The sequence below is a fragment of the Staphylococcus auricularis genome (assembly GCF_051172115.1).
Lineage (GTDB): Bacteria > Bacillota > Bacilli > Staphylococcales > Staphylococcaceae > Staphylococcus > Staphylococcus auricularis_A.
The window spans coordinates 181,879-199,174 of record NZ_JBPIZN010000002.1; the positions used below are offsets into that span (position 1 = coordinate 181,879).

Below are 17,296 nucleotides of genomic sequence, written 5' to 3' on the forward strand. Positions count from 1 at the left end.
GACAATGAAGCGGTATATCACTGATCTACATCGTCCTTTTGCACGGGACTTCTTGTTCATTTTAGGAAAATGAAACGTGAGAAATCACGTGAGTTTGATAGCAATTGCTTATGCATATTGAATCTCGTATGATTCATTATTTATTTCATATTATCACTAATAGATTATCATTTTCAGAAATACTTTCATAGATGTATCCCTGCAAATTTAAATAAGTGACACAAATTTCCTTGGAAATATATTGATTAAGGGTGAGCGAAATCGGCAATAATATAAGCAACATCGTTCATAGGAGTGATAAGAATGAAAGATCAATGGAAAGAAGAACTCCCGGTCGATCACATCAAAGACATTCGCCCGGCCAGTGGGGGCGATGTCAATGAAGCGTTCAAAGTGATCACCGATGATGAGCCATATTTTCTACTTGTACAACGCAATCAAGAGGCAGATTTTTATGCAGCAGAACAAGCAGGATTAAACGCATTTGAAGAAGCAGATATTCTGGCGCCACGAGTCATTGCTAATGGTCAGATTGATGGCGATGCGTACTTATTAATCACTTATCTTGAAGAAGGTGGACGCGGAGACCAACGTGATTTAGCTAAATTAATGGCACGTTTACATCAAATGAAACAACCTGATGGACAGTTCGGTTTTGACTATCCACATAGTGGGAAAGATATAAACTTTGATAATGATTGGACTGACTCCTGGTCACAACTCTTTATTAATCAACGCATGGATGTCTTACGTGATGGGATTGTTGAGCAGGGATTATGGACAACTGAAGACGCACGACAATACGATGCGGTACGTGAAGTCATGGTAAAAGCTTTAGCTGAACATGAAAGTAAACCATCATTAGTCCATGGAGATATGTGGGGCGGCAATCATATGTTCTTAACTGATGGGAGTCCTGCATTGTTTGATCCAGCGCCATTTTATGGTGATCGTGAATTTGATATAGGTGTCACCCTTGGATTTGGCGCGTTCAACCAAGACTTTTATGATGAATATGACCGCCAATATCCATTAGCTAATGGAGCTTCATTAAGATTAGAATTCTATCGATTATACTTACTTATGTTCCATTTATTAAAATTTGGTAGTATCTATGCACGTCAAGTCGATCGTGCGATGGACCGCATTTTAACACAAGCGAATGAATCATCATTGTGATGTTTTCGTGGACATTGTCACTCAAAAACTACATTTTAGACAAAAAAAGTGGGAGCGAAATCAAATCATTCACATTGATTTCGTCATCCCACTTTTTTTATATTCATATAGTGAAGAAATTAATTGTCAGCCTTATTCAGTACATCTGCTAATACATGTGCGAAGCCTTCAGGTTTTTGAACGTAACCTAAATGACCGCCTGGAATGTCAGTAATTGTTAACCCTGTTTGGTCTGAAATATACGCATTTACACTTTGTGGGAATGAACCACGTGAATCCGTACCGTTGAGTAAAGTGATACGCTCTAAATAAGGATTGAAGTCATCAATTGTAATATCAGACGTTGTATATTGTCTGATTTCGTATTTAAACCAATTGAGCATTTCATTTAAACGTTTTTCAGCTTCGACACCTTCGCCCATATTTGATGGATTGGACATGGCTTCTTTATCAATTTCAGCAATATTTAAGGTCTTACCGAAGACTTCCATTGCTGCTGGCATGCTGTCATTGAGTGCAATATCAACGATTTCATTATTTTTATCAGCCCAGTAAGCTTGATCAGGTAAAAATGTATTGATAGGCGGTTCGTGAAAGACAATGCGTTTAACCACTTCTGGATAGTCTTTAAGTACATGCATCGCAACGATAGCACCAGAACTAGAACCTAAAACGTAAACCGGTTGATCACTTTCAGCTTGTGCAATTTCAGCGATATCTTTTGCATCACGTTTAACTCGGTAAGCATCATGTGGGTCGGATACAGAATCAGGTAACGGCGTAGTTAATTCACTTTCGCCATAGCCACGACGATCTACTGCTATGATAGTAAACTGATCAGCAAGTTGTTGAGCGAGTGGCATGAAAATATCGCCCGTACCATTCGCGCCAGGAATGCAGATTAAAATCGGACCTTCACCTATTTTATGATATTTGACATTAGCACCTTGTAATTCAATACTTTCCATTCACAAGGACCTCCTTATGTTCTTGTTTATACATATCAATGTATGCACCAAAACTGTCTCTAAACTGCGTTATTATTATTACCAAGGCATTGGACCATCAGCGTTGATAAATGTACCAGTTGGCCCTTCTTTATCAATAGTGGCAAGCTTAACAATCGGCACCACGCCTTCAGTTGCTGGTTTAGCTTGGTTGCTGAAATCACCTACTAAATCTGTATTAGTTGAACCTGGATCAGCCGCATTGATTTGCATGTGTGTTAAACGTTTCGCGTATTGAACGGTCAACATTGTCACAGCTGATTTAGAAGAACAGTAGGCGAGTGAATTAACTTGATATTCTTCCGTATCAGGGTTTGTTACCATGCCAAATGAGCCAAGTCCGCTACTGACGTTCACGACAACAGGTTGTGAGGATTGTTCTAATAATGGGACAAAAATGATGCATCATTCTCACGATACCGAATACATTCGTGTCATACACTTGCTGCATAACCTCAGCAGTAATCGCTTCAGGTGGTTTCATACTTCCAGAAATTCCTGCATTATTAATTAAAATATCTAAACGACCTTCTTCTGCCTGTATGGCCTCTGCTGCTTGTTTAATGGAGTCTTCATCGGTGACGTCGAGTTGAATAGAAGTGACATCAAGCGCTTCAGCAGCCTGTGCCCCACGTGCTGTATCTCGTGAACCGATATAAACTTTATATCCTTGTTCTTTGAGCTGGCGAGCGGTTTCATAACCTAATCCTTTGTTGCCCCCAGTGATGAGTGCGACTCTCATTTGTCTTCCTCCTTAAAATGTAAAACTCAAACTAAAGATTTGATTATATTTACCCGTTTTATCGATGAATATGCTTAAGGAGATGCGTACCATATTGATAGCACATATATAAGATATTGGATAACCCTGTATTAATATCAAAATTTTCACAATTATTTTTCGAAAAATATAGAATATTTAGTAGGATAATAGTATATTATTACATATATGAAGGAATGGGTATACTTAATAATAAGTTAAAGAAGTTAGATTTAAGGGGGACGTTTTATGGCTAATGATTTAAAACGTGAGTTAAGTAATAGACATGTCCAATTGATTGCCCTCGGTGGTGCAATCGGGACTGGACTCTTTTTAGGTGCTGGACAAACCATTCATCTTGCTGGTCCGTCTATATTACTTACATATATTATTGTCGGTTTAGTCATGTTTTTATTTATGCGTGCAATGGGAGAAATGTTGCTATCAAATTTAAAGTTTAACTCCTTTGCCGATATTACTAATGAATATGTGGGACCATTTGCTGGATTCTTCACAGGTTGGACATACTGGCTCACATGGATTATCTCAGGGATGGCGGAAGTCACAGCGGTAGCGAAGTACGTGTCATTCTGGTTCCCGAATATACCAAACTGGCTGTCTTCACTTGCCTGTGTGTTATTGCTCATGTCACTTAATTTATTGAGTACGAAAATATTTGGTGAGTTAGAATTCTGGTTTGCAATCATCAAAATCGCGACAATTGTTGCACTTATCGTTGTCGGTATTGTGCTTATTGCGATGGCGTTTAAAACACCGTATGGTACAGCCTCTGTCAAACATATTTATAGTCACGGTGGTTTATTCCCAAATGGTATTTCAGGATTCTTGATGTCATTCCAAATGGCGATCTTCTCATTCATAGGGATTGAACTGATAGGGATTACCGCTGGGGAAACAAAAAATCCAAGAAAAACGATTCCACAAGCGATCAACAATTTACCATTTAGAATTCTTGTGTTTTATGTAGGTGCCATTGCGGTGATGATTTCAATAATTCCTTGGCATCAATTAGATCCAGATGAAAGTCCGTTCGTAAGATTATTTGCATTAGTAGGTATCCCGTTTGCTGCGGGCATTATCAACTTTGTTGTCTTAACAGCGGCAGCATCAGCTTGTAATAGTGGTATCTTCTCAAATAGTCGTACGCTATATGGGCTTGCAGACCGTCAACAAGCGCCACCATTATTCAAATTAACGAACCGCCGTGGTGTGCCACTTAACGCATTACTCGCGTCTTCTGGACTATTATTATTTGCGGTATTATTAAATTACATTATTCCGGATGCGACACGTGTATTCGTCTATATTTCAACCGTTTCTACGGTATTAAACATTTGCTTATGGACACTCATAGTTATCGCGTACTATCGTTATACAAAACATCACAAAGATTTACACGAACAAAGTCAATTTAAACTACCAGGTGGCCGTGCGGTCTCAGTTGCGATCATTGCGTTCTTTGTCTTTATTTTCCTCGTGTTGTTATATAGTCCTTCAACACGTATCGGCGTCATTTTCGCACCTGTATGGTTAGTTATCTTATTACTCATGTATCGTTCATATAACAAACATTTACAAAAAGAAGCGCAGTCTTAACGGCTAAGATAGTTCTTATTACTGAGTGCTTTGGAAAATGTATTCTAAATACGCAGTGGTGCTATGGCGAATGTTAATAAAATGGTATGATCTAGAAAAATGTCACTGAGAAAGAGGAGAGATGAAATGACAGAACATGATAAAAGGTCACGACCGCATCGTCCGCCTTTACGTAGAAGTGAACGACATCGTGACGATGCATATGAATATGATGAAGCGTATCGACATGACAATGACTACATGAGATACGATGAAATACGTGCACATGAAAGAGAACACATGCGCATGTTAGAAGAGGAGAATAGAAGAAATAGAAATTGGAAAAACTTCCTTGGCATTTTAGCTTTAATATTATTTGTTATCGCACTGATTTTTGGGCTGAAGTCGTGTATGAACGATGAGCCTTCAAATACGAATGAAGCGGCAAATCAACAACAGAAAAATGATACGCAACAACAAAATAATCAGCAACAAGCGATGTCAGATGATTTGATTAAAGAAAAAGAAGGCGTAATTCAAGAGAAAATTGATGAAGCTAAAGCGAGTATCAAAGATAATCAGGACAATAGTGAACAACTGATCAGTCAAGTACAAGGCGAAGTCGATCATTTGAAAAACCAAGTTAACTCTGATTATGCACAAAATATTGCTGAAGAATATCAAGATGCAGTGAATAAGCTCAATCAAGCCGATGAAGCTAAAGAAAATAATGATGATTCTAAGATGGACCAAATCTTAGAAGATGTGAATAGCAAACTCGGCGAAATTAAAAATAAAATCGATGAATTCTTTTCTAAACAACAAGGAGACAATGAACAGTAACAATGCAACGTGACTAAAACGTTGTATCCGCTATAGAAAGAGGAGGCATTGTGGTTGATTCGCTCAAAAAATAATAACTACATTTTACTATCTACATTTGGTATCGTGTTAGCTTGTCTCACATTACCGTTTGTGATTGGGTTATTTTCATTATTTTTTATCTTTCCACCGCTGCTGTTATTATTTCTCAACATGTTTGTTTTAAAAGATAATCAATCAAATAAAAAGGGAGACCTGAAATAAGGTCTCTCTTTTTATGCTGAAAATGAAGCTATGATAGCCATGCATATTACGATTCATTTTTGCGCCGATTGGTCTTCGTTGTACTTGTCTCTTGTTGCATCCTTTCTTGTCCCTGGTGCTCGTTGTTTTCACGTTGCTGTATTTTAATGAGTTGAGCTAGATGTTTATCGATACGTTCGACTGTATTAAAGTGTTTAATGGCACGATAAATGAGATAGATTGCGAGAACGAACAATAATATATTCAGCACGGTGACAATCATCGTGGAAAAAGAAAATGTTGTCTGCGTAACTAAAAAATTCATAAGCGCCTCCATTTTGAATTTGATTGTTTAACTATAGCTTAACATTAAATGATTTATAAATATGTAATTCCTATTAAAATTAACAAAAAATTTATATTTAATAATTGATTCCATATAAAAAGCACGCCTGCTCAATAACCCCCGAGGTCACTGAACAAGCGTGCATATATATTGTTATTTTGCGATACCGATCGGTGAGAAGATGATATAGCAAATAACGACTAAGATTAACACAATAATACCTGTGACATAGCGATATTTCCAAGGTGTCATATCCACTTTAGCGTAGTTGGAGTGGATATCGAACGTATTGGAAGGTTTGAAATGGTTGAAAAGTAAGATGATCGCTAAGTCGACAAAGAATAACACACTGAAGAAGTATAGGTAATGAACATCTGGTAAGAAGATGTTAAGTAAGATGTATAGCACGATATGTGCGACTAACGTTACTTTTGCACCTAAACTTGATGTGCGTTTTGCAAAGAAACCAACAAGTATCAATACGATGAGTGGAATACTGTACAAGCCATTAAATTCTTGTACGACTGCGTAAAGACCACTTGGGAAAAGTGAAATGACAGGTGCAAGACAAACAACAATCACACCAATTACTACAGTAGCAATATGCCCTACAATTGCGATGTGTTTATCACTTCTATTTTTCGCAAATAATGGTTTGTATAAGTCCATCGTAAAGAGTGTTGTTGTACTGTTTAATGAACCTACAAATGAACTTAAGATCGCACCAAAGATGACTGCGCCAAATAAGCCGTAAGCCCATCCAGGTAATACTTCGTTCAATAGGGTTGGGAAAGCATTATCAGAGTTGCTGAGGTTGCCACCAAACATATTGAATGCGATGATACCAGGGATAACTGTGAAAATTGGGCCAAAGACTTTGAATAAACTTAGATAAATGGCACCTTTTTGTGATTCTTTTAAGTTTTTAGCAGCGAGTGCTTTTTGCACAATCATTTGGTTCGCACACCAGAAGAATAAGTTATTGAATAGCATACCGAAAAATAGTGTTGGCCATGGTACAACATCAGAATCTATTTTACCGAATGCATTTAACTTCTCAGGTGTATTTTGGACGACGTGGTCAATCCCTTGTAAAACGTGACCATCACCGAGATGACCAAGTCCGAGTAAGGTGATCGCAAGTCCTCCCACAATTAACGCGATACCATATAACGTATCACTGTAGGCACTTAATGATAATCCGCCTATGTACAAGTAAATAATACCAAAGATACCAATGACACCAGCGATGATGATGACAGCTGTTTTGTCACTGACATTTAAATATTCACCTATGTGGAACATTTTATTAAAAACGAGTGAACCTGAGTAAAGTACAACAGGTAAGAATGAAATCACATAAGTTACTATGAATAGTATTGATATCATACGTTGAGTAAACGTATCATAACGTATTTCTAGAAATTCTGATACAGTTGATACACCATAACGTAAATATTTAGGTAAGAATACCCAAGCGAGAAGGACAACTGCAATGGCTGCAGTGACTTCCCACGCCATGACTTCCATACCAACAACATAACTTTGTCCGTTTTGTCCTACGATTTGTTCCGTAGATAAGTTTGTCATGATGATTGTTGAAGCTATGGTGAAACCTGTGAGGGACCTTCCTCCCATGAAGAACCCACTTGCACTATCTGTATTTACACGTTTTGCACGGATATAGGCATATACGGATACACCTATGACGACAAATAAAAATAGAAAAATTGATAACCAAATCAATGTATTTCGCGCTCCTTTAACTAAAAATACGACTCGTCAAATGACTAAAAAAGGAGGTCAGGATGATATGTGTCCACATTCCTAACCCCGTATCATTTAGTTACGGTGTAAATTGATAGTATCAGTTCTTTATATTTTAATAAGCTTTGATTGAAATACGCTATATTACATATTTATTCTTTCCTCAATAAGTATAAAATAAAACATAAAAATATAACTTTAAATATTCAGAAAATTGCGAATTTGTTCTATATTAATAACTATCTTTTGTACTTTTTTAGGAGGAATAATTATGGAGAGAGTCAGTCCAAGAGAATTTATCAACAACGTACTATCGGGAATCGCTATTGCCATTGTAGCAGGCTTGATACCGAATGCGATATTAGGGGAATTATTTAAAGCATTAGTCCCACACTTTTCAATTTTTCAGACCTTGTTATATGTCACACAAGGGATTCAATTTACTGTGCCACTATTGATCGGCGCATTGATCGCGTATAAGTTTAATTTAGCACCACTCGCAGTGGCAGTCGTGACCAGTGCAGCCTTTGTTGGGAGTGGGGCAGCCCAATTTAAAGATGGCGCCTGGCAACTTGTAGGTATCGGCGATATCATCAATACTGTGTTGACTGCCTGTATTGCAGTAGCGCTAATTTTATTAGCTGGAGATCGTTTTGGTAGTATGAGTATTATTGTATTACCAACGATTATCGGTGGTGTTTCAGGGTTGATTGGTGTATTTACATTACCTTACGTGCGCCTAATTACAACTGGCATTGGCAATATGATCAACTCGTTTACAGAATTACAACCGGTCCTCATGTCTATCCTTATAGCGATGGTTTATAGCATGATTATTATTTCTCCGTTATCAACCGTAGCGATTTCACTCGCCATTGGTATTGCGGGCCTCGCTGCAGGTTCCGCGTCACTTGGGATTGTGGCCTGTGAAGCGGTACTCGTTGCAGGTACTGTGACAGTGAATCGTATCGGCGTACCGATTACCATCTTCTTAGGTGGCGTAAAAATGATGATGCCGAACATGTTACGCTATCCGATTATTTTGTTACCGATAGTGATCACAGCAGCGGTCACTGGCTTTTTCGGTAGTTTGATAGGGATTATCGGTACGAAAGAATCTGCAGGATTTGGAATCATAGGGCTCGTCGGACCGATCAATGCGTTTCGCTTTATGGATACCTCATTCTGGATGTCATTGTTATTGATTTTCGTCGCGTTCTTTGTCGTACCATTTATCACAGGCTATCTCGTGAATACATTATTAATGCGCGTCTTGAAAATATACGATAATAAAATCTTTAAGTTTTTAGCATAAGATATGGGCTAAACTCACATACCCGCACATCAACACGATGGTGTACGGGTATGTTTATTTATTTCATCAAAAAGTGATGTCATATATGAAGAAAATAAGCTATCGTTTATAACATACAGAAATGTATAATTATAAAGTTGAGTTGTATGGAATATAAATTTTATAAAAAAGATGCAAATGAGATTGTGTTAGGCCGGTTTCTTGCTATAATAAGCGTAACAGAGGTGATTGTAATGGCTAAAGAACTAGAACAACTTGCATTAAAGGTAGCAGCGCTCACACGGAAAACACATCAGCTTCACATCCCAATCATGGTCGTATTTGAAGGCGTCCCTGCTTCAGGGAAAACGCGTCTGGCTAATGAGTTATTATTGACATTAGACGCGAAATACACATCATTTATCGCTACAAAACCGTCATCTGAAGCGGATTTACGTTACACATTTTTACAGCACTATTGGTCAACCATCCCAGCGAAAGGTGCAATCAATGTATACTTTAGAAGTTGGTATGCACAGTATATTGATTACAAAGCACATGAATTAAAGCGTGAACAGTTAAATAGTTATGACACGCTGAAACAACAGATTAATAATTTTGAACATATGTTGGATAAAGATGGTTACGAAATCATTAAATTCTACATTGAAATTAGTGAAGAAAAACGACAAGCTCATATTCGTCAGACGAAAGATAATCCACTTACGAGGTGGAAGGCACAAGAATATGAAGCGTTGATTCCACCTGAAGTATACTCAGCAGAAATGAAAGACATATTGAAGCACGCTCAAAAAGGTGAATGGCAAACGATTGATTATACACAACGTGAAGATGCCATGAAACAAATGTATGAACATCTCATCGACCGTTTAGAACGCGCAATTCAACGCCATGAAGCACGTAAGGATCAAAGAGATGGACAGTTCACATCTGACTTTGAAACGGATTATTTTAACCGAGAAGTGACGAAAGTTAAAAAATCGGACTACAAAACGACACTCGCACAATTACAACAACGTATGTTGGAAATCCAGTTTGCGCTATATGAAAGAAAGATTCCGTTAGTGCTCGTCTATGAAGGTATGGATGCAGCAGGTAAGGGAGGTAACATTAAGCGCGTGAGGGAAAAGTTAGATCCGACGGGTTATGAAGTTCACGCGGTGAGTGCACCGACCGATGTTGAGTTAAATCATCATTACTTATGGCGTTTTGCCCATGACATGCCGAAGAGCGGACATATCGCAATCTTTGACCGCAGTTGGTACGGTCGCGTCTTAGTGGAACGTGTGGAAGGATTTGCTACCCAACAAGAGTGGCAACGCGCTTACGATGAAATCAATCAGTTCGAAAAAATGTGGACTGAAGAAGGTGCCATCATCTTGAAATTCTTCCTTACACTCGATAAAGATGAACAACTGAAACGTTTTGAAGACAAAGAACAAAATAAAGATAAACAATGGAAGATTACAGATGAAGATTGGCGTAATCGAGAAAAATGGTCGCTTTACCTAGAAGCAAGTGAAGACATGATTGAAAAAACACATACCGAAAATGCGCCATGGCTCGTCATTCCTGCTGACCATAAAAAGACAGCCCGCATCATGGCCCTACAACATATTATTAAACAATGTGAAGCGGCATTATGGGGTGTGACACAGCAATCTTAATTAAATAACAGTCCAAACAATGAGTGAAATAACGATTTACCTATACGGTTAGTAGTTATTTCACCTTTTTTATGTAAAATAACTATGATCATTGTCAAATGAACCTCTATTGAATAATCTTTTTGTACGAATTCAATTATTACAAAACGATTACAGAAAAATGGCATGTAATATTTCAAAGTATAAAATAATCCATTTTAAGAACTGACAAATCAGTGTTATATCTTATAAAATTCGATTTTATTGTGATAAAGCGCTATGAATAACATGTTACAGAATGAAACAAAACGATATCTTTATTACAAAATAGAATTTTAACTGTAAAGAATTGTAAAGGAAGCGTAATATTACTGTACAAAAAATGTGCTATATTATGTTTGTCGAAAAAAGAGAACACGATCAACAACATAGATCAGTCAATATAAAAGTTTTTTGTAGTTTGCAAATTTGAATATAAAGTAACGTATAAATATGATCACTGAACTTAATGGAGGAATTTTTATTATGAAAAAATCAATCTTAGCTTCATCATTAGCAGTAGCATTAGGCGTAACAGGATACTCATTAGCAACTGACGGCAACGAAGCACAAGCTTCTGAACAAAATGTGGACTATGCACATTTAGCTGACTTAGCTCAAAACCACCCTTCAGAATTAAATGCAGCACCAATTCAAGAAGGCGCTTATGATATCCACTTTGTATACAATGGTAACGCTTATAACTTTACTTCTGATGGCCACAGCTGGGAATGGCAATGGTACTATGTAGGTTCTGCATCAAATGATGTTGCAGATGTAAGCACAGCTGCTTCAACTGTTTCTTATGAAAACACTGCAGCTGATGTTCAAGGACAACAACAATCTAGCAATTACAATGTAGAAGCAGTATCAGCTCCAACACAATCTGAATCTACATCTTCATATACTTCATCTAGAAATTACTCAACAACACAAACTGCTGCTCCAGCAACAAGAAGTTACTCAGTAGCACAAACTTCAGCACCAGCTTCAACTGGCGGTTCTGTTAAATCTCAATTCTTAGCTGCTGGTGGTAACGAAGCAATGTGGAACGCAATCGTTTTACCTGAATCAGGTGGTAATCCAAATGCAGTTAACCCTGCTGGTTACAGAGGTTTAGGTCAAACAATGGAATCTTGGGGAACTGGTTCAGTAGCAAATCAAACTAAAGGTATGCTAAACTATGCACAACAACGTTATGGTTCAGTTGATGCAGCAATTGCTTTCCGCGCTAACCACGGTTGGTGGTAAGCCGGTAACCATAACGCGAATTATATTGTTTTTGAGAGGTCAAAGCCTTTGATAGGTTTTAACCTCTTTTTATTTAAATGAAATGATATTTTGACATGTTGGAATTTTCTGATAAGATAAATATAATTCAATTATATGTTAGAGGAAGACACAACTAGATGGTTAGCATCATTTAACATGGAGATAGAGTTAAATAGAGACCGTAGCCAATAGAGAGGATATGTAAATCTGGATAAATGTGTTTAGGGGTGTGATTTGAGTTGGTTATTTCAGATAGACTTGCAGCAATTCCGGAGAGTTATTTTGGGAAGACGATGGGGAGAAAGGTGGAACATGGTCCGTTACCGCTCATCAATATGGCAGTGGGTATTCCAGACGGAGAAACACCGAGCGGCATTGTAGAAACCATGGCTGATGTAATACGAGAGCCAGAAAACCAAAAATATGGTGCATTCCATGGCAAAGATAGCTTTAAACAAGCCATTGTAGACTTTTATCAACGCCAGTATCATGTCACGCTCGATAAGGATGAAGAAGTCTGCATTCTATATGGGACGAAAAATGGACTCGTCGCGTTGCCTTCATGTATCGTAAATCCAGGGGAAACCGTGTTATTACCTGACCCAGGTTATACAGATTATTTAGCAGGTGTAATGTTAGCGGATGCAAAACCTGTACCTCTTGAGTTAAAGCCACCACATTACCTTCCTGATTGGGGTCGCGTAGATCAAAACGTATTAAACGATACCAAACTCGTATACCTTACTTATCCGAATAACCCGACAGGTTCAGTCGCAACACAAGAGACGTTTGACGAAGCCATTGAACGTTTTAAAGGTACACAGACGAAGATTGTACATGATTTTGCATATAGTGCATTTGGATTAGATGCGAAGAATCCGAGCATTTTACAATCGTCTGGAGCAAAGGATGTTGCAATCGAGATATTCTCTCTCTCTAAAGGATATAATATGTCTGGATTTAGAGTAGGGTTTGCAGTTGGTAATAAAGAGATCATCGCAGCGATGAAGAAATACCATTCTCATACACATGCCGGCATGTTTGGTGCATTACAGGATGCAGCAACGTATGCACTCAATCACTATGATGACTTTTTAGATGAGCAAGGTCGTACATTTAAACGCCGTCGAGATCGTTTCACATCGTTGTTAGACGAGGCTGATATTCCTTATGAACCGATGACGGGTGGTATCTTTTTATGGGTTCCTACGCCGCCGTCTATGGATGGTGAAACCTTCGTCGACTATCTATTACGAGAACAATCGATATTGGTCGCGCCAGGTCTGCCGTTTGGTGAGAATGGGCGGAATTATGTGCGTATCTCTTTAGCCTTAGATGATGAAGCGCTTGAAACAGCTGCTAAACGTTTTCAATCACTCTCCTCGCTCTATCACTAAGTGGTAAGAAACAATTATTGAGTTAAATTCAATCAAGGGGTTGATATCATGGTATCAATAAAATTATTTGGCGTTCGAGAAGAGGATAAACCGTTTATTAAACAGTGGGCAGAGACGCATGATGTCGAAGTTTCGTTAACCAATGCGTTACTGACAAATCATACAGTTGATCAAGTGGAAGGGTTTGATGGGGTTTCTGTTTCTCAACAATTGCCATTAGATGAAATCGTCTTTAAAAAATTAAATCAATACGGCATTAAACAAATTGCGCAGCGTAGTGCCGGATTTGATATGTATGATTTAGATTTAGCATCAAAATATGATGTGATTATTTCCAATGTACCTTCTTATTCACCTAATTCCATTGCTGAATATACAGTAGGCCAAGCGATTAACGTTGTGCGTCATTTTAATGCAGTGCAACGTAAAACGGCAGAACATGATTTTAGATGGGAACCGTCTATCTTGTCACGTTCAATCAAAGATCTAACAGTCGCAGTCGTGGGCACTGGGCGCATTGGTTCTATCGTAGCTGACATTTTCGCGAAAGGCTTTGGTTCTAAAGTCGTGGCTTATGATGTTGTTGAAAATGAACGTTTAGATGGGGTAGTGACGTACAAAGATACGTTGATTGAAGCGGTGGAAGAAGCAGATATTGTGACCGTTCATGTGCCTGGTGGTGCTGAGACAAATTATTTATTCGATGAAAATGTATTCTCTCACTTTAAACAAGATGCGGTGTTTGTAAACTGTGCACGTGGATCTGTCACAGATACGAAAGCATTACTTAAATATTTGGATAATGGTCGTCTTTTAGGTGCAGCGTTAGACACATATGAGGGTGAAAAAGGTCTCTATCCAAGTGATCAACGCAATACAGATTTTCAAGATGATTTATTACAACAATTGATTGATCGTGAAGATGTGATTGTCTCACCTCATATTGCATTCTATACAGATGCAGCCGTTGAAAATCTCATCGTCTATGCGTTAGACGCAACATTAGATGTCATTCAGACTGGAGATACAGAATTACGTGTAAACTGAGACAATCAATAAAAAATGCCGGAGCGTTTAATCATGCTCCGGCACTTTTATGCGATTTATGAAATTGAAATAAATAAGAGACTTAAAGTCTTAAAGTTGAGGCACGTCGTATCCTTGATCCTCAATCGCATCTTTCATGTCATTAGTGGTTACTTTTTCAGAATCATAGTCTACAGTCACATTGCCTGCTTCGAGATTGACTTCTGCTTGATCCACTCCTGATAAAGCGGTTAATGCGTTTTCTACAGCACTTTTACAATGTTCACAACTCATCCCGTCTACTTGTATCACTTGATTTGTCATCATAATTCCTCCTCCTGAGTATTTAATTTAATTATAACTTCATGCGTTTTAAGCGCAACGCATTTGCGACGACACTGACTGAACTAAATGCCATTGCAGCTCCGGCTACCCAAGGTGCGAGTAAGCCGAATGCGGCGATCGGAATGCCAGCCACGTTATATCCGAGTGCCCAGCCTAAATTTTGATGGATATTGCGAATCGTTTTCTTACTTGCGGTAAGCGCCTTAGTAAGTAGTGTTAAATCGTTACCTGAAATGGTGATGTCGGCTGCTTCGATAGCGATATCTGCGCCAGTACCGATTGCAATACCAATGTCTGCTTGAACGAGTGCTGGTGCATCGTTGATCCCATCTCCAATCATCGCTACACGATGACCTTGTTGTTGTAACTGTTGGATTTCTGCGGCTTTTTGATCAGGTAAAACGTGCGCAATGACACGGTCGATGCCTAATTGTTGCGCAATCGCTTCACCTGTACGTGCGTTATCTCCGGTTAACATGATGACATTCAGATGTTGTTGATGCAATGTCTCAATCGTTGCTTTAGCAGATGATTTAATCGTATCTGCGACAGCGAGTGTAGCTTGATACTGATGATCGATAGCAATCAACATCGCAGTTTTACCCTCAGCTTCTAATTGTTGTAGATGGGACTCAGCATGGCTGAAGCTCACACCATATTGTGTGAGTAATTGGCGATTTCCGATTAATACTTCATGACCTTCTACAGCTGCTTGGATACCAAGTCCAGGCAACACGTTGAAATCGTCTACTTTTGTACGTGACATATTTTGAGCTTCAGCATAGTTCACTATGGCGTTCGCAAGCGGATGTTCAGAATAATATTCAACACTTGCGATAAGTTGTAGTAGCTCATGAGAGCCATCATAATCAGTGACTTCAGGTTTACCATGGGTGAGTGTCCCTGTTTTATCTAAGACGACCGTATCGACCTTACCTGCCGTTTCAATGAACTCGCCGCCTTTGAACAGGATGCCATGTTCTGCTGCTTGACCCGTTCCTACCATAATTGATGTGGGTGTCGCTAAACCGAGTGCACACGGGCAAGCGATGACAAGAACAGAAATACCTGCATCCAGTGCGGGTTCAAAAGCGCCAGGATCGACGAGTAACAACCAGATCAGGAAGGTTAACAACGCTAAGCCTACAACGATAGGAACGAAATAGTTCGAAATATGATCGGCTATACGTTGTATGGGAGCCTTAGACCCTTGCGCAGCTTCAACGACTTTGACAATACCGGCTAGAGTAGTATCTTTTCCGACTTGAGTAGCTTGTATTGTGATGGAACCGTGTTGATTGATCGTTGCGCCTATGACTTGATCAGATTTTTCTTTTCCAACGGGTAATGACTCACCCGTTAACATCGATTCATCTATCGTCGTTTGTCCCTCAACAATCTTTCCATCAACAGGAATTTTTTCACCTGGTTTGATTAATATGTGGTCGCCTACCTTAACTTGTGAAACTGGCACCATTTCAGTAGCGTCGTTACGTATTACACGTGCTTCTTTTGCTTGTAAATTGAGTAATGAACCAAGTGCTTGTGTGGTATTAGATTTCGCTTTAGCTTCTAAATATTTTCCAAATAAAATGAGGGTAATTAATACTGCACTTGTTTCGTAATAAAGGTTAGGCGAAGCTTCAATGCCAGTGAGCCATCGTACTGTTTCATACACGCTATAAAGATAAGCAGCAGTTGTACCCAATGCGACCAATACATCCATATTTGCAGCGCCACTACGAAGACTTTTATACGCGCCGACATAAAATTGTCCCCCAATACCAAATTGGACGATGGACGCTAAGACGAATTGGAACAATCGATTCTTGAGTAAGTCAGGTAGATGCATGCCAAACAGATGAACGACCATTGTCAGTAACAAAGGCAAGGTGAGCACTGCAGAGATGATGAGTTTGGTACGTTTGTGCTTGAGTTCTTGTGCTTTATGTGACGTTTTATCTTGAGTGTCAGTTTTAGGCTCCGCATCATAGCCGAGTTGACGAATACGGTCGATAATCTGTGCTTCATCAACGGCATAACTATAATAAGTGACAGTGGCTTGTTCTGTAGCTAGATTAACTGTCGCTTCTTTAATACTTGGCATACGGTTTAACACCTTTTCGATGCGTCCAGAACATGCCGCACAAGTCATCCCAAATACATTCAGTTCGAGTGTTTCAGTGAGTACGTCGTAACCAAGCTTTTGAATCGTTTCTGTGACGTTTGTAAGGTCGGTTTCACTTTTATCATAGTGAACGGTCGCTTTTTCTGTTGCTAGATTGACTTGGGCTTTTACGGTAGGCATTTTATTTAAACGCTTTTCAATACGTGTAGAACATGCCGCACAAGTCATCCCTGTAATCCCTAACGTCGTTTGTTGTTCTGACATGTCATCACCTCCTTTAATACAGGTTAGATTATTTTTATAGGTTAACTTTACATTCAATGTACCCCCTAAGGGTATAAAAGTCAATCATTGAACTCAGCATTTTTCGCATAAAAAAAGACTGGAACTTGCATGTTCCAGCCTCTA

Annotated in this window: 14 protein-coding genes and 1 pseudogene; 9 read left to right on the top strand and 6 right to left on the bottom strand. The window is 38.8% G+C overall.

All coding sequences use genetic code 11. The features are described from left to right. Positions 1 to 303 precede the first annotated feature (303 nt). Positions 304 to 1,179: a fructosamine kinase family protein gene (locus tag ACSBRB_RS05070; protein ID WP_435031883.1), complete on the top strand. Its 876-nt coding sequence runs from the start codon at positions 304 to 306 to the stop codon at positions 1,177 to 1,179. A 119-nt stretch (positions 1,180 to 1,298) separates the two neighbouring features. Here the strand turns inward: ACSBRB_RS05070 and ACSBRB_RS05075 are convergent, their stop codons facing one another. Then, positions 1,299 to 2,147, bottom strand: coding sequence for an alpha/beta fold hydrolase (locus ACSBRB_RS05075; protein WP_150888117.1), 849 nt, complete (start codon positions 2,145 to 2,147; stop codon positions 1,299 to 1,301). Between the two features lie 78 nt (positions 2,148 to 2,225). Then, positions 2,226 to 2,928: pseudogene (locus tag ACSBRB_RS05080) on the bottom strand (SDR family NAD(P)-dependent oxidoreductase). 267 nt (positions 2,929 to 3,195) lie between these two features. On the opposite strand from ACSBRB_RS05080, the gene ACSBRB_RS05085 reads away from it, so the two are divergent. The 3 genes from ACSBRB_RS05085 (at position 3,196) to ACSBRB_RS05095 (ending at position 5,628) form a co-directional block, all read left to right on the top strand. Beyond that, positions 3,196 to 4,563 (top strand): amino acid permease, encoded by a 1,368-nt coding sequence (locus ACSBRB_RS05085; protein WP_107392957.1) that lies wholly within the window; start codon positions 3,196 to 3,198, stop codon positions 4,561 to 4,563. A gap of 126 nt (positions 4,564 to 4,689) precedes the next feature. Beyond that, a complete protein-coding gene (locus tag ACSBRB_RS05090) occupies positions 4,690 to 5,385 on the top strand; it encodes a hypothetical protein (protein WP_435031884.1) in 696 nt (231 codons plus the stop codon). 54 nt (positions 5,386 to 5,439) lie between these two features. Further along, entirely contained in the window at positions 5,440 to 5,628 is a 189-nt protein-coding gene (locus tag ACSBRB_RS05095; protein ID WP_059107968.1) for a hypothetical protein, read from the top strand. 46 nt (positions 5,629 to 5,674) lie between these two features. On the opposite strand, the gene ACSBRB_RS05100 is transcribed toward ACSBRB_RS05095, so the two are convergent. Next, positions 5,675 to 5,932: a hypothetical protein gene (locus ACSBRB_RS05100; RefSeq protein WP_150888111.1), complete on the bottom strand. Its 258-nt coding sequence runs from the start codon at positions 5,930 to 5,932 to the stop codon at positions 5,675 to 5,677. A 174-nt stretch (positions 5,933 to 6,106) separates the two neighbouring features. Further along, the gene (locus ACSBRB_RS05105) at positions 6,107 to 7,699 is read right to left on the bottom strand and encodes a solute:sodium symporter family transporter (RefSeq protein ID WP_059107970.1); all 1,593 of its coding nucleotides are present in this window, start codon (positions 7,697 to 7,699) and stop codon (positions 6,107 to 6,109) included. Positions 7,700 to 7,991: 292 nt separating this feature from the next. Here ACSBRB_RS05105 and ACSBRB_RS05110 point away from each other — a divergent pair, with 292 nt between their 5' ends. The 5 genes from ACSBRB_RS05110 to ACSBRB_RS05130 all read left to right on the top strand — a co-directional run bounded on the left by ACSBRB_RS05110 (position 7,992) and on the right by ACSBRB_RS05130 (position 14,436). Continuing rightward, complete coding sequence (locus ACSBRB_RS05110; protein ID WP_435031885.1) at positions 7,992 to 9,035, top strand: PTS sugar transporter subunit IIC; 1,044 nt, start codon at positions 7,992 to 7,994, stop codon at positions 9,033 to 9,035. Positions 9,036 to 9,268: 233 nt separating this feature from the next. After that, positions 9,269 to 10,702, top strand: coding sequence for a phosphate--AMP phosphotransferase (locus ACSBRB_RS05115; protein ID WP_435031886.1), 1,434 nt, complete (start codon positions 9,269 to 9,271; stop codon positions 10,700 to 10,702). A gap of 504 nt (positions 10,703 to 11,206) precedes the next feature. Beyond that, positions 11,207 to 11,971, top strand: a complete 765-nt coding sequence (locus tag ACSBRB_RS05120) for an aggregation-promoting factor C-terminal-like domain-containing protein (RefSeq protein ID WP_203070606.1) — start codon at positions 11,207 to 11,209, stop codon at positions 11,969 to 11,971. Between the two features lie 260 nt (positions 11,972 to 12,231). Continuing rightward, a complete protein-coding gene (locus tag ACSBRB_RS05125; RefSeq protein WP_435031887.1) occupies positions 12,232 to 13,389 on the top strand; it encodes an aminotransferase class I/II-fold pyridoxal phosphate-dependent enzyme in 1,158 nt (385 codons plus the stop codon). A 48-nt stretch (positions 13,390 to 13,437) separates the two neighbouring features. Then, a complete protein-coding gene (locus tag ACSBRB_RS05130) occupies positions 13,438 to 14,436 on the top strand; it encodes a D-lactate dehydrogenase (RefSeq protein ID WP_435031888.1) in 999 nt (332 codons plus the stop codon). Between the two features lie 90 nt (positions 14,437 to 14,526). On the opposite strand, the gene copZ is transcribed toward ACSBRB_RS05130, so the two are convergent. Together copZ and ACSBRB_RS05140 are read right to left on the bottom strand one after the other, a co-directional pair. Next, a complete protein-coding gene (copZ, locus tag ACSBRB_RS05135; RefSeq protein WP_059108127.1) occupies positions 14,527 to 14,739 on the bottom strand; it encodes a copper chaperone CopZ in 213 nt (70 codons plus the stop codon). A gap of 31 nt (positions 14,740 to 14,770) precedes the next feature. Beyond that, on the bottom strand, positions 14,771 to 17,152 hold the full coding sequence (locus tag ACSBRB_RS05140) for a heavy metal translocating P-type ATPase (RefSeq protein ID WP_435031889.1): 2,382 nt from the start codon (positions 17,150 to 17,152) through the stop codon (positions 14,771 to 14,773). Positions 17,153 to 17,296 lie beyond the last annotated feature (144 nt).

Coding starts and splice junctions, on each gene's coding strand:
- ACSBRB_RS05070 (WP_435031883.1), top strand. CDS start 304: ATGAAAGATCAATGGAAAGAAGAACTCCCGGTCGATCACATCAAAGAC.
- ACSBRB_RS05075 (WP_150888117.1), bottom strand. CDS start 2,147: ATGGAAAGTATTGAATTACAAGGTGCTAATGTCAAATATCATAAAATA.
- ACSBRB_RS05085 (WP_107392957.1), top strand. CDS start 3,196: ATGGCTAATGATTTAAAACGTGAGTTAAGTAATAGACATGTCCAATTG.
- ACSBRB_RS05090 (WP_435031884.1), top strand. CDS start 4,690: ATGACAGAACATGATAAAAGGTCACGACCGCATCGTCCGCCTTTACGT.
- ACSBRB_RS05100 (WP_150888111.1), bottom strand. CDS start 5,932: ATGAATTTTTTAGTTACGCAGACAACATTTTCTTTTTCCACGATGATT.
- ACSBRB_RS05110 (WP_435031885.1), top strand. CDS start 7,992: ATGGAGAGAGTCAGTCCAAGAGAATTTATCAACAACGTACTATCGGGA.
- ACSBRB_RS05115 (WP_435031886.1), top strand. CDS start 9,269: ATGGCTAAAGAACTAGAACAACTTGCATTAAAGGTAGCAGCGCTCACA.
- ACSBRB_RS05120 (WP_203070606.1), top strand. CDS start 11,207: ATGAAAAAATCAATCTTAGCTTCATCATTAGCAGTAGCATTAGGCGTA.
- ACSBRB_RS05130 (WP_435031888.1), top strand. CDS start 13,438: ATGGTATCAATAAAATTATTTGGCGTTCGAGAAGAGGATAAACCGTTT.
- copZ (WP_059108127.1), bottom strand. CDS start 14,739: ATGACAAATCAAGTGATACAAGTAGACGGGATGAGTTGTGAACATTGT.
- ACSBRB_RS05140 (WP_435031889.1), bottom strand. CDS start 17,152: ATGTCAGAACAACAAACGACGTTAGGGATTACAGGGATGACTTGTGCG.